The following is a 13383-nucleotide window of genomic DNA, read 5'->3' on the forward strand; positions in this document are numbered from 1 at the left end:
GCCAAGACCGCCCCGCACCCAAACCCACCCCGCTACAATCCCCACACCCAAGCCGTTGACCAGCAGTAATGGAAAAGTACGGCTGGAGTACTAGCTAGGTCGCCGTCTCACGTCGACGGTGCAGTCGGTCAGTCTCACGGCCGTGACATTTCCTCAGGGCGCGGTCGGTCAGGTGAGTCACAGGCCCACTTGGTGGAGGCTGCACGGACACCCATTCCGCCGACCGCACGGTCGATGTTCGGCCCAGCCGGGGTGTGACCGGCCTCCGGACCTCGTCCCCCGGGGGTGAGCGTCGGTTCACCGGTCAGGCGGGGGTGAGGTGGCCGCCGTTGCGTGCGCCTTCCGGGGTGAGTCCCGTCCAGCGGCGGAAGGCGCGGTAGAAGGAGTTGGTGTCGTCGTACGCGAGGAGGTAGGCGACCTGGGAAGTGGGGAGGGACCGGTCCGCGAGGTAGCGGCGGGCGAGTTTCTCTCGGGTGTCACTGAGGACGGCCTGGTAGCTGGTGTCCTCTGCTCGCAGTTGTCGCTGGAGCGTGCGGGAGCTGAGCATGAGCTGCGCGGCGATGGCGTTGATGGAGCTCTCGCCGGCGGGCAGGCGCTCGTGGAGCGCGGCCCGCACCCGGTCGGCCGTGGTGGCGGACGCTTCGAGATCGGACAGGCGGCGGCGCAGTTCCGGTGCGAAGAAGTCCCACATGGACTCGTCCTCGGTGAGGAACGGCAACGAGGCGTCCTCGGCGGAGAAGGTGACGGCGTCGGTCTTGCCTTCGCGGATCTGCGTGCCGAAGTAGGAGGTCGTCTCAGCTGAGGGCTGCGGGGCGCGGCGCATGGCGACGCGGGTCGGGTGCACCTCGCGCCGCGTGCCGATGCGTGCCAGTGCTACCCAGAACGCGAGCTCGGCGGAGACAAACAGTGGGGGCGGGGGCGGCCCCTCGGGCCAGTTGACTGCGATCGTCAGGCCGGTGCGGTCGAAGGTGACGCGGAGGTTCAATGGGCCGATGAGCGGCTTGAACGCGGCGATGCGCTCGGCCGCGGTGCGCAGGTTCGCGCTGCACAGCGCCGCGAAGATCGGCGGATTGAATGCCTCGACGGACAGAGCCCGCCCGATCCTCGCCGCCAGGTCGGGATCCGCGGCCTCGGCGTCGAGCGCGTCCCAGAACCGGTAGTACTCCTCGACCGTCATCGAGACCTGGCCGTGCGCGAAGACGCCGGCCGGGAGCTGCGCCCGCCGCAGCACGCGGGCAAGGGAGATTCCGAGGTCGTGCAGGAGCGCACGGGCCCCCGGGTCCAGGGTGAACCGGTCTGATGCCATGAATCGAGGGTAGTTGCCCGCATGCGGCGGCGGGGATGCCGTGTGCGCCATTCGGCACGCAGAAGGCGCCATTCGACGATGGCGCGAATAGCAAGAGGGAAGGCGCCTTTCGCTAGTTCTTTGTCGTGATTCTCCGCCTAGCGTGGAAGCCACGAGCCACCGCAGCGGTGGACACGGCGAAGGATCGGAGACGACCATGACCAGGACCATCCTCATCACCGGCAGCTCGAGCGGCATCGGCCGGGCGGCCGCGAAGCACTTCCACGAGCAGGGCTGGAACGTGATCGCCACGATGCGCAGCCCCGAGCGGGAGACCGAGCTCACTGCGCTGGACAACGTACTCGTCACCCGGCTCGACGTGCAGGACTCCGCCTCGATCACTTCGGCCGTCGACGCCGGCCTGGAGCACTTCGGGCGGATCGACGTGCTGCTCAACAACGCGGGGTACGGCGCCTACGGTCTGCTGGAGGCGATCCCGATGGACAAGGCCCGCCGGCAGTTCGACGTGAACGTCATGGGCCTGTTGGAGACGACCAAGGCCGTCCTGCCGCACCTGCGCGCGAACGGCGGCGGCACCGTCATCAACATCTCCTCCATCGGTGGCAAGGTCACCTTCCCGCTCGGCACCCTGTACCACGGCACCAAGTTCGCCGTCGAAGGACTGAGCGAGGCCCTGCACTACGAACTCGCCGCGATCGGCGTCAACGTCAAGCTCGTCGAGCCAGGCATCGTCAACACCGACTTCGCCGGCCGCTCCTTCGACTTCACCAACGACGAGTCCCTCGCCGAGTACCAGAAGTTCGTCCATGCGTTCCTCACAGCGCAGGAGCAGCTGACCGTCGCCGGCGACGAACCCGACGTCGTCGCCGAGACCGTCTACCGGGCCGCAACCGACGGCACCGACCAGCTGCGCTACCCGGCCGGCCCGTACGCCACCGAGCTGATCGCCACCCGTGCCGCCGCCGACGACGCCACTTTCATCGGCGGCATCAAGACCCAGTTCGGTATCTGACTCAGCAGGCACCGACGACCCCGCACTCTGTCTGTCGATGAGGACTCCCATGACCACCACCAAGACCGCCATCGTGACCGGCGCCTCCTCCGGCATCGGCGAAGCGACCGCCCTCAAGCTGATCGGCCTCGGCTACACCGTCTACGGAGCGGCCCGCCGCACCGACCGCCTGCACAAGCTCTCCGAACACGGCCTGCGTCCGCTGGCGATGGACGTCACCGACGACGACTCCATGCGCAGCGGAGTCGACCGCGTCATCTCCGAGACCGGGCGCATCGACGTCCTGGTCAACAACGCCGGATACGGCTCGTACGGCGCCCTGGAGGACGTCTCGCAGGACGAGGCCCGCCGCCAGTTCGACGTCAACGTCTTCGGCGCCGTCCGCCTGACCCAGATCGCCCTGCCGCACATGCGTGCCTGCCGCAGCGGGACGGTCGTCAACATCACCTCGATGGGCGGGAAGGTCTACACCCCGCTGGGCGGCTGGTACCACGGCACCAAGTTCGCCCTCGAAGCCCTCAGCGACTGCCTGCGGATCGAGGTCAAACCCTTCGGTATCGACGTCGTCGTCATCGAACCCGGCGGCATCCGCACCGAGTGGAGCGGCATCGCTGCCGACCATCTGGAGAAGTCCTCCGCCTCGGGCGCCTACGCCGGCCAGGCCGAGGCCGTCGCCGCCTCCATGCGCTCCGAGGCCATGGTCAAGCGCATGTCCCCGCCCACCGTCATCGCCGACGCCATAGGCAAGGCCGTCACAGCACGTCGGCCCAAGACCCGCTACGCCACCGGATTCAGCGCCCGCCCGCTCATCGGCCTGCGGCGCCTCCTGCCCGACCGCGCCTTCGACACCCTGGTCTCCCGGTCCATGGGCCTTCCCCGCTGACCCCCCCGAGACGGTCCGCCCTGAGCGGACCCGCGCCGCGGGCGGCGGGCCGCGGACGGCCTGGACCGGGGCGACGCCTGCACCGCGCCCCACCATCACCCTTCCCACTGAAACCCTCCCCGGGCACCCCTCACCACCAGGAGAACTCGTGCGCGTCATCGTCTTCGGAGCGTCCGGAATGATCGGGCACGGCGCCCTGCGTGCCTGTCTGCGGGACGACACGGTCACCGAAGTCCTCGCGGTCGTCCGAACCCCCCTGGACGTGGCCCATCCCAAGCTGCGGCAGATCGTCCACGCCGACTTCACCGACTACACGGCAATCCAGGACCAGCTCACCGGCCTGGACGCCTGCTTCTACTGCCTCGGTGTCTCCGCCGTGGGCCGCACCGAAGCCGAGTACACCCGCGTCACCTACGAGTACGCACTGGCCGCCGCACACGCCCTGATCGCCGCGAGCCCGAACCTGACCTTCGTGTACGTCTCCGGCGAGGGCACCGATCCCACCGGCAGGAGCCGGCAGATGTGGGCCCGCGTCAAGGGCCGTACGGAGAACGACCTCCGGGCACTGCCCATGATCGCGTACATGATCCGTCCCGGCTTCATCCAGCCGGTCGACGGCGCTGTCTCCCGGACCTCGCTCTACCGCGGGCTCTACCGCGCCACCGCAGTCATCCACCCGCTGCTCAAGCGCCTCTTCCCCCAGCACATCAGCACCACGGACGCCGTCGGCCGCGCCATGCTCGTCGCTTCCCGGCCGGGCAGCAACGCTCCCGCCGTCCTGCGCAACCCCGACATCAACGACCTCGCCACCGCAAGGAGATGAAGGATATGACGATGTCACTCGGCCTGCCTCTCGTTGATCAAGGAGCCTTGGCGCAGCCATCGGACGAACGCGAAAGCCCAGGTCACGAAGAGGAGGAGCAGCAGCACGAGCGCCAGGAGCCAGGGGCAGGACGACACCAGCCACCCCCACAGACGACGTGAACGAAACCGCCCCATCTCTCCCGCCGCCAGCCGGAGTTCATTCCCACCCAGCCCGAACCCAGCGATCACGTTCGGAAAGCGGATGGCTTCTTACACAAGGTCACTGGCGCACCCGGGCGCCCCTCTTCCTAAGGGCTGTCCCGTAATCCCTGGCGGATCAGCGCGCGGCGTCAGATGCGGTGCATCGCAAGGCGGAGAAGCGTCCTCATACTGGATGTATTCGGGCGTTCCGACAACGCAGCGAGGTGCCGTAGCCGGCGTCGTGCGCCCGCCAGGGATTACGGGACAGCCCTTAGGCAAGCGGATGCAGTTCCGCCACGGCGAACGGCCCCTGTTCGCCGTGGCCTGGAGTGCGGCTCCGGGTGAAGACCTGCCGCAGACACATCCGGAAACAAGGGGCGGGACACCTCCCACGGAGGCGTCCCGCCCAGGTTACGAGTCGGCGGCCGGTTCAGCCGATGCCGATGGCGAAGGTGTGCAGTCCCGACAGGTTTGGCAGTTGCACGGCTTCGACCGTCTTACCGGCGGTCAGCTGCACACTGTTGTAGTACACACGGTACTCGTAGCCGTGATTGGCCGGGCCGGATTGGGTGTTCCGGTAGGTGGTGGTGATGACCGGTTGGGCACCGAACTCTGTGGGTGTGTCGGTGAGCCAGTTCGGGAAGCCGAGGGTGCCGGTCGAGGTGGTTCCGTCGGTGTAGAAGACGGTGACCGTGCCGGAGGAGGAGCCAATGCCGGCACCCAGGAACGCCAGTTTCGCGCCGCTGCCGGAGATCTGGATGATCTGCCCGGAGGCGGTGGTGTTGTCGTTGGTCCCGGAGGCCGCGCTCGGCCAGGTGAATGTGGTGTTGTTGTACGTCAGCGCCGCCCCGGCCTTCACCCCGGCCGCCGACAGGGCCTGCGCGGAGTAGCTGTTGCCGTAGCCGTCGAAGTTGCCGGGCGTCGGGTTGGAGTCATCCGTGATACCGATGTTGTTGAAGGTCGCGGCGAGGTTCGAGTACGCCACAGGTGTGGTCAGTGGCGCCGTGGTGTTGCCGGGCCCACCGGTGTAGGCCACTGACACGGAGCTGGTCTGGGGTCCGTGGGCCGCATCAGCGGCGATGTTCACGGCCCAGGAGGCCGTCGCGGTGGCCTTGGGGGCGATCGAGCCTACGGTGGCCGTCGTTGTGGGCGTGGTCCAGCCGGTCGGCAGCGTGATGGTCGCCGTCGTCCCGGCCATCGTGGTCGTGCCAGGGTTGGTGATGGAAGCGGTCAGCGTCACGGTGCCGCCGCGTGTGGCGAAGCGGTTCTTCGACGACAGCGTCACATGTGGAGAGGTGGCCAGGGTGCCGGTGGTGAAAGTGCCGACGGCGTCGGCGGTTCCAGGCCCGCCCTTTGCTGTGACGGTGAAGGTGGCGTTCGCCGAGGACCTCGGGATGCCGGTGATGCCGCCGGTGTCGGGGTTGAGCTTCAGGCCCGCCGGCAGGGCGCCGGAGGTGACGGTGTAGCGGCTGGTTCCGGGGGCATTGGTGGTCAGCCGTGCCTCGTACAGAACACCCGCGCTCAGCGCGGGCAGGCCCCGCGTGGTGAACGCCGGGGTGGGCGCTACGACGGACTGGGCGGCGCCGACGGGATTGCCCTTGGCGTCGAGCTGCTGCAGAGACCATTCCTTGCCCGGCTTGACGACCGTGAGATGCCAGTCGGTGGACTGGTCGCGGAAGCGCTCCCTCTGTGCCTCGGTGAAGGCGCCGAGGTTGCGCGCCGTCTCCCACTGCTTGATCGCGTCGAGTACTCGCTTGCCGTTCTCACCACCCTCGGTGAGGCCGGCCACCGAAGACTGGAAGCCGGCGCCGGCGTTCAGGCCGGCACCCCGCGCCAGCTTGCCCTCGATGCTCAGCAGGCTCTCCGAGCCGTGCAGGCTGATCCAGCCCAGCATCCCCGGAAGGAAGTTGTCCCGATAGAACTTGTTATTGATAAAGACCTGGTTCATGCTGGTGGAGCCCACTTCGCCCCAGCTCGCCCGGGTGAGCGCGTCCCACGTGTTGGACGTCATCCGGCTCGTCTCGGTAATGAAGCCGTCCTTCGCCCGCGTCTTCTCGTAGGTGCCGTTCACCAGCCGGGCTACGCCGTAGGAGCCCCAGCCGGACTCCGAAGCCGACTCCAGGCCGTCGTAGGAGTTGGACATGATCCCTGTGCTGTTCCAGGTGTCGGACAGCCGGGTGGAGATCTCCTCGATGATGCCGCGCCCGCCGGTCGCACCGCCATACTGATTGACGATCATACGGGCCGCGCGGTCGCCTGCGGCGTGGCTGGAGGCGACAGAGCCCCACCGGGCGCGGCGCACTCCGGCAAGGACCCACTCGGATCCCACGTGCTCGGCTGTGCTGTATTCGATGAACTCGTCACCGATGCGGAGCGTACGGCCGTGCAGTCCGTCGGCGAGCAGTGCGTTGGAGTCGAGGTAGAGCGTGGTGTCGCCGGGGGTCAAGGGGCGGGTCAGCGAGGCGCGGCCCCCGGTCGCGAGCCGGTCGTCAGGCGTCGGTACGACGTAGCGGTCGTTGGTGCTGACGAAGTCCGAGATGGTGTGCACTCCGACCCGGACACCGTTGGCCTTGGCGATGTCCACCGCTGCTGCGGCCCCGGCGTCGCTGCCGCCCAGGCTGGAATTGAACTGGTAGTGCCCGGTCGACTGCCATGGCCCGACTGCGTTGGGCAGGGAGTAGATGTAGTCGATCCCGGCTGCCTTGGCGAAGCGGGCCGCGTCCGGGATGGTGTCGCTGCGCAGATCGCCGAGCACGAGGAAGGACTGGCTGCTGGCCTGGGCAGTCTTCTGCCACTGGCCGTTCTGTGTCGGGTACGGCAGGTTCTCCCCGGTCGCGATGTTCGACAGCACGGTCGGGGTCAGCTCGGGCAGGGCGCCGAAGAGAGCGATCTTGGAGCCGACGACCTGCCCGTTGTCGCCGGGCAGCGGGCCGACCGGGATCGGGTAGCCGTCGATGTTGTTTCGCTGGCGTTCCTTCGTGTAGTCGTAGGTGAAGGCCCGCAGCACCGAACCCCATGCGGTCTTGCCCGCGGCGCTCCATTCCTCGACCCCGTGGGGGAGAGCGACTTGCAGGTCAGAGGGGTTGTCCTCGACCTCGCTCTCCCAGCCGAACTGCTGGTACTCCTGCGGCCAGGCGCCTTCGGTCCGATCGGTCAGCGGCCTCAACCCGATGGCGAAGTCGTTGTCGCGGACCACGCCGACGGTCTGACCGATGGTCTGGGTGATGGAGGTCGGCAGCGGACCCCACAGCAGCGTCTGCACATCTGCTCCGGCGGGGCCCTCGACCTTCACCGCCTCGAGCGTGCTGTAACCGGCCTTGTTCTTCACCTTCACGACGATCTTGAACCCGACCTTCTTGTTGGTGAAGGTGAGGAGACCGCGGTGGCTCCCGGAGCGGGTCACCTTGGTCGGCCGTTCCTGCTTGCCGTTGATCACCAGGCTGACCAGCGGGGCGGACTTGTCGTGTGCCAGGTGGTCGGCTCCGGTCCGGGAGTCCTTGAGACCGGTCACGGTCCCGGTGGAATCCAGGTGGATGGTCAGGTATCCGGCAGAGATCTCTATTGCGGCGTTCTTTCCGAACGTCGATGTCCCGATGGGCCTCGTATCAGCGCCCTCCGCGACGCCGGCTGGCACGGTGACCACCAGGCCGACGGTCAGCGCCAGCGCACTGGCTCTGACAGCAGCGCTCCACATGCGCGTAGGTCTCATCTTTTCTCCTTCCCGCCTCTGTCGGCGGCGTCGCGCCCAGGGAGGCCGGTCCTCCCGGGGTGTGAGGTGCGAAAGGATGTACACCCGCGGCAGACAACGCCTGCTCCGGTCCGGAGTGGGCAAATCCCTTGGTGGTGGACGACACGGATCAGAGCTGTACGACCTGTCCGGTGCGCCGGGACTCCTCGGCGGCGAAGACCACATGGTGGCTGTCGCGGCTCTCGCGGGCGCCGGAGAGCAAGAGTTCGGATCAGCGTCCGGTCCAGTGGGGCTCAAATACAGGATTCGGCCGCTGATCTGCGGGTTCGTAGGGGTGCCAACTGGCGATCTGGCATTCGTTATTGAGTCCACCGAGGACCGCTGTGCGGCGGACGCAGTGCTCGGCGAGGTCGATGGGGCGCGGAGGTCCGGCTTCAGCCTGCGATGGACAGAGCTGGCTCAGTGCGCGGTGAGGCCGGTGCCCGTTGTAGTGCTCCAGGTAACTGCTGAGGGTTCGGTGCAGGTGCCGTTCGTTGAGGATGAGAGACCGGTCGAGGATCTCGCGGCGCAGGGTCGGTCAGATCTCCCCGCCCCATGACCATGCCAACGACTCGAGACGGCAACAAGATCCGCCAGACAGGCCCTAACGGAGATGCCTACCGACTCAGCTGAGGTCGGCGGTGGTGCTGGTGCTGACCTCTGGCTCGTCGACGACCAGGTTGCCGGCCCCCTCGGGGGTCACAGTGTGGTCGGACTTGCCGTCGACGAGCCGACCTTGCACCGTGCGGCCGCGGGTGGTGTGCAGCTTGAACTGCACATCCCACTCACTCGGCCAAGCGTTGTAGAGAATCGCGTCCTCGTCGGCGCCGGGGTGCAGCAGCATCGATTGGAGGGCCATCTTAGCGATGGCGTAAGGCTCCCCCCCGGGTTCACCGTCGCCGGCCCCGGGACCGAAGCCGGCGTAGCGCCAGGCCCCGGTACGGAACGCGGCGACGGTCTGGAACTTCGCCTCCGCGGTCAGTCCGAGGTAGGCCGCGTGGATGGCGTCGTGCCGCCAGTCCTGGGTTCCGTCGGTCGGGTACTTGCCGCGCCGCTCCTGGTAGGAGGCGACGGCGAGGTCGAGGTGAGGCTGACCGGCGCCGAACAACCGCATCGGGAAGATCGGATAGAGGTTCTGGTTATTGGTGTCGGTGCCCAGGAAGACGTCGTGGGCTGTCTTGAGCCGGTCACCCGGCCCCCACGAGGTGTCGTTGTCGTGCGCGTTCTTGCCCACCGGCAGGTTGGGGAGGCGGTCCTCCACCTCGGCCCAGTAGGCCCGGTCACCGGGAGTTGTCAGCGACGTCGGCAACGTCTGCAGCTCGCCAAGGATCCGGTGGAGACCCGCCGTGTCGGCGGCGGGGTTGTGCAGGTTTCGGTCGCCCTCACCCGAGTACATCGGGTACATGTCGATCGTTCCGTGGTTGTGGTGCCAGTGTGTGTCGTAGAACCTCACAACCTCGCGAGCCACCGGCAGCAGCTTCTCGCGGGCGAACTTCGTGTCGCCGGCGTAGGAGAAGTGGTCGAGCATCATCGTGACGATCTCGACGTTGCTCGCGTAGAGCCAGCGGGTCCAGCTGCCGGCGAACCAGTTGTCGGCATGGCCCGTGCGGTCCCAGCCATACTCGCCCCCGACAGCCTGGCCCCACAGGCCCATCACCTCGGGCCACATTGCCCCCTGCGTAGCGGGCAGCTCGACGCTGGAAGGCTCCTCGACGGTCGGTTTGCCCCAGAACGCCTGGACCCTCGCCTTGGCCAGCGGCAACGACTCGGCGTACTGGTCGAGGTAGGAATGCATCAGATCGAAGTCGCCAGACGCGAGCATGTTCCAGTAGGCGAATCTCTGGTTGAACCCGTGATAGCTGTTCCACTTGCGGAAGTCGGCATCGTCAGGGCGCCCGGGGGCGAAGAGCGAGCCGTTGAAGCGGATCGGCATCGCGGGAGTCCTGCCCGCGATGGCCTGGACGTACCGCGTGTGCAGCCAGCCCTTGGTGACCTTGTCCGCGTCGGCGTCGCCGGTCGCAAAGATGTACGAGCGGTTCCAGAACTGGTCCCACCACCTGCGCTGGGCGGCGCGTAGCAGGTCGATGGGTGTGCGCGCGCTCTCGCCGGCCAGGTCACCGATCTCTTTCTCCCACCTCTTCTGCCACCTCGGGGACTGGTCGATGCTCGAGTGCAAGGTGATATCGAGCCGGTGCGACGTGTCGCGGTCGGAGCGCAGATCGGAGGCGGAGGCGCTGGCGAAGCCCTCACCGCGAACCTGCCCCCCGAACGTGCGACCGGTGAGCGGGTCGTGGTGGATGCCCGGGTCGAGCTTCTGCAGGCGCATGATCTCGTCGTACGCCGACTCGTCGTTGTGGTGTGCCCACGTGATGGTCCCGGGTCGGTCCAGGACCCGGTCGGCGTGGACCTTCGGCTGGACGCCCACGTAGCCGTCCTCGGAGCTGACCAGGTCGTAGAAGGTGAAGTTGTTGAGCGACGGGGACGGGTTGTCCTGGGGCCGGAGGTTGGTGAAGTGCACGTCCATCGTGAACGCGCCAGGCGCGTCGCTCTCAACGTGGATCGTCTGCTCGTCGGCGCCGACCCAGACCCTGGTGGTGATCACCGGGTCGCTGCCGGCGGTGATCACGACCTCGCTCTCGTGGAGCCTGAGCTCTTGACGGAACTCGCCGGAGTCGAAGGGGTTGGGGGAGAAGGTGATGTCGAGCCGCCCGAGCTTGGCCAGCCGGACGTTCTCCTCCCAGGCGTCGCCTGCGGCGAGCAGCAGCCGCAGTTGGTTGCCCTCGACCCACACATTGGCGGCCTGCACACCGTTCCCGATCGGCATCGAGCCCGTGACGTCGGCGCTCTTCGACGTCCAGACCTCGTTGTAGGCGGGGAGCAGACGGTCTACGACGGTGGCAGCCAGCTCCTTCTTCCCGGCGGTCTGCATCGCGACGGAAGCGCCGGTGGCTCCTGCTGCCGGCTGTGCGCCGACCGCAGACAGGGTGCCGGCAGGCAGCATCGCGGCTGCTAGCCCACCGGCTGTTCGGCGGAGTATGGCTCTCCTCGGGGTTTGCTGGGAACTGGGTGCGGGCTCCGAGAATTGCATGATGCTTCTCCCATGACCTCTCGATGGACATTGCATGGACCGGCCGGTCGTGCCGGTCAGCCTTCGTGGCGCCGCCGACCAGGCCGCGCACGAACTGCTTCTGAAACGCGAGGTAGAAGGCCAGGACCGGTAGTGTGGCCAGACAGCATGAAGGCGAACACCGCCCCGAAGTCCTGCTGGTAAATGCCGATGGTGCGCAGCACGTGGCGCACGCCCCTCGGCGTACGCCACGTGCAGTTGCTTTCAGCGTGACGGTGATCCACCGCGCACGTCCGGCTCGAACGGGCTAATCGGCGACGTCGATCTCATAGTCGCGCTGTGCGCGCGGCTGGCCGGAGTTCTGGTATGCCGTGATCGTGAACCGCGCTGTTCCCGTCTTGGTGGGCGTACCCACGATCCCTCCGGTGTCGGCGTTGAGCACGAGACCCGAGGGCAGAACCCCCGAGGTCACCGCGTATCGCTTGGTCGCCGGCGTGTTGGTCTTCACGGTCGCCTCGTACAGGGCACCCTTGGCCGCCGCGGGCAGTGGTCCGGCGTCGAGCTTCGGGGTCGGAGCGACAACGGCCTGGGGGTTGCCGACCGGCCTGCCGTCAGCGTCCAGCTCCTGCAAGGACCAACGCTTGCCCTGCTCGACCACGGTCAGGTGCCAGTTCGTCGACAGGTCGCGGAACCGCACCCGCTGCTCCGCGGTGAACGCACCCAGGTTGCGGGCCGTCTCCCATTGCTGGATGGCTTCGAGCAGTCGCGTCGTGTTCTCCCCTCCCGACACGAGGCTGGAGACCGAGCTCTGGAAACCTGCCCCGGCGTTCAGACCGGCGCCTCGAGCCAGCTTCCACTCCATGGTGAGCAGACTGTCCGAGCCCTTGAGGCTGATCCAGCCGAGCATTCCGGGAAGGTAGTTCGCCTGGAGGTACTTGTTGTTCTTGAACACCTGCTCCATCGAGGTGCTGCCGACCTCGCCCCAGCTGGCCCGGGTCAGCGCGTCCCAGGTGTTCGACGTCATCCGGCTGGTCTCGGAGATGAATCGATCCTTGGCATCGATTCGCCGGAATGTCCTGTTCACGAGGTGAGCCATGCCGTAAGCGCCCCAGCCGGACTCCGATGCCGACTCCAGGCCGTCCCACGACATACCGGTGATGCCGGTGTTGTTCCACGCGGTGGTCAGCCTGTCGCTGATCTCGTCGAGGACGGCATGGTTACCGATCGCGCCGCCGTAGCTGTTGGCCACGACTCGGGCGGCGCGGTCGCCCGCAGCGTGTGAGACCGCGACCGATCCCCATCGCGCGCGCTGCACACCGGTCAGCTTCCACTCCTTCCCGACCTGCTCGGCGGCTCCGTAGCTGACGAATTCGTCCCCAATGCGCAAGTAGCTGTGGTGCACTCCCGCAGCAAGCAGCGCGCCGGAGTCGAGGTACACGGTGGTGTCGCCTGCCGTCAACGGGCGGGTGAGCGAGGCTCTGCCCCCTGTCACGAGCCGGTCGTCGGCGGGTGGCGTGAGGTAGTCGTCGCGCGGGAACCAGGACCAGTTGTAGGGCTCGTCGCCGGTGCTGACGAAGTCCGACAGGGTGTGTACGCCGAGCTGTACGCCGTTGGCCTCGGCGATGTCCACGGCTGCCGCGGCCCCGGCGTCGCTCCCGCCCAGGCTCGAGTCGAACTTGTAGTGGCCGCTCGACTCCCATGGGCCGTAGTTGCTGGTAAGTGAGTAGATGCGGTCCATACCGGCTGCCTTGGCGAATCGGGCCGCCGCCGGAATATTGTCGGTCTGCAAGTCGCCGAGCACGAGCCACGATTGGCTGCTCGCTTGTGAGGCCTTCTGCCACTGACCGTTCAGCCTTGGGTAGGGCAGCTTCTCACCTGCCGCGATGTAGGACAGGATCGTCGGCGTCGCCTCAGGCGAAGCTCCGAAGAGTGCCATCTTGGAACCGGCGACCTTGCCGTCGCGGCCGGGCAGCGGCCCGACCGGGATCGGATAACCGTTTACCTTGCGGTGGCGTTCCTTGGTGTAGTCGAAGGTGAAGGCGCGCAGTACTGAACCCCAGGGGGTCACGCCTGCCGCGCTCCACTGCTCCAAAGAACCCACGCTCACGTGGTCCGGGTCGTGGTCAACCTCGCTCTCCCAGCCCAAGTCCTGGTACTCCTGCGGCCAGGCGCCTTCGGTACGGTCGGTCAGCGGACGGAGCCCGATGGCGAAATCGTCGTCGCGGACCACGCCCACCGCTGTGCCGACCGTCTCGGAGATCGACGTGGCCAGTGGGCCCCACAGCAGAGTCTGCACATCGACGTCCTTCGGCGCGTCGACGGCGACCACCTCGAACGTGCTGTAGCCGGCCTTGCAGACCACCTCCACCTGAATCGTCCAGTC

General features: G+C 67.4%; 9 protein-coding genes and 1 pseudogene. 3 read left to right on the top strand and 7 right to left on the bottom strand.

All coding sequences use genetic code 11. The features are described 5' to 3' along the window. Positions 1-304: 304 nt before the first annotated feature. The gene (locus ACFU6I_RS44975) at positions 305-1306 is read right to left on the bottom strand and encodes an AraC family transcriptional regulator ligand-binding domain-containing protein (RefSeq protein ID WP_384379286.1); all 1002 of its coding nucleotides are present in this window, start codon (positions 1304-1306) and stop codon (positions 305-307) included. A 196-nt stretch (positions 1307-1502) separates the two neighbouring features. Here ACFU6I_RS44975 and ACFU6I_RS44980 point away from each other — a divergent pair, with 196 nt between their 5' ends. From ACFU6I_RS44980 to ACFU6I_RS44990, 3 genes are all read left to right on the top strand, one after another. Continuing rightward, positions 1503-2318: an SDR family oxidoreductase gene (locus ACFU6I_RS44980; RefSeq protein ID WP_384379289.1), complete on the top strand. Its 816-nt coding sequence runs from the start codon at positions 1503-1505 to the stop codon at positions 2316-2318. Between the two features lie 49 nt (positions 2319-2367). Continuing rightward, complete coding sequence (locus ACFU6I_RS44985; protein WP_384379292.1) at positions 2368-3201, top strand: oxidoreductase; 834 nt, start codon at positions 2368-2370, stop codon at positions 3199-3201. A 148-nt stretch (positions 3202-3349) separates the two neighbouring features. Continuing rightward, positions 3350-4024 carry an NAD(P)H-binding protein gene (locus tag ACFU6I_RS44990; protein WP_384379294.1) on the top strand — a complete coding sequence of 225 codons (675 nt, stop codon included), beginning with the start codon at positions 3350-3352 and terminating at the stop codon, positions 4022-4024. 14 nt (positions 4025-4038) lie between these two features. Here the strand turns inward: ACFU6I_RS44990 and ACFU6I_RS44995 are convergent, their stop codons facing one another. The 6 genes and pseudogenes from ACFU6I_RS44995 to ACFU6I_RS45020 form a co-directional block, all read right to left on the bottom strand. After that, complete coding sequence (locus tag ACFU6I_RS44995; protein ID WP_384379297.1) at positions 4039-4161, bottom strand: hypothetical protein; 123 nt, start codon at positions 4159-4161, stop codon at positions 4039-4041. A 475-nt stretch (positions 4162-4636) separates the two neighbouring features. After that, positions 4637-7915, bottom strand: coding sequence for an NEW3 domain-containing protein (locus tag ACFU6I_RS45000; protein WP_384379299.1), 3279 nt, complete (start codon positions 7913-7915; stop codon positions 4637-4639). Positions 7916-8165: 250 nt separating this feature from the next. Further along, complete coding sequence (locus tag ACFU6I_RS45005; protein ID WP_384379308.1) at positions 8166-8465, bottom strand: integrase core domain-containing protein; 300 nt, start codon at positions 8463-8465, stop codon at positions 8166-8168. Positions 8466-8558: 93 nt separating this feature from the next. Then, positions 8559-10934, bottom strand: coding sequence for a DUF5703 domain-containing protein (locus tag ACFU6I_RS45010; protein ID WP_384379302.1), 2376 nt, complete (start codon positions 10932-10934; stop codon positions 8559-8561). Positions 10935-11082: 148 nt separating this feature from the next. Further along, positions 11083-11224, bottom strand: a pseudogene (locus tag ACFU6I_RS45015) (carbohydrate ABC transporter permease); the annotation flags it as partial. 83 nt (positions 11225-11307) lie between these two features. After that, positions 11308-13383, bottom strand: a 2076-nt coding sequence (locus ACFU6I_RS45020) for an Ig domain-containing protein (RefSeq protein WP_384379305.1), incomplete at its 5' end; no start/stop codon positions are given.

Source organism: Streptomyces sp. NPDC057486, from assembly GCF_042802415.1.
Lineage (GTDB): Bacteria > Actinomycetota > Actinomycetes > Streptomycetales > Streptomycetaceae > Streptomyces > Streptomyces yanii.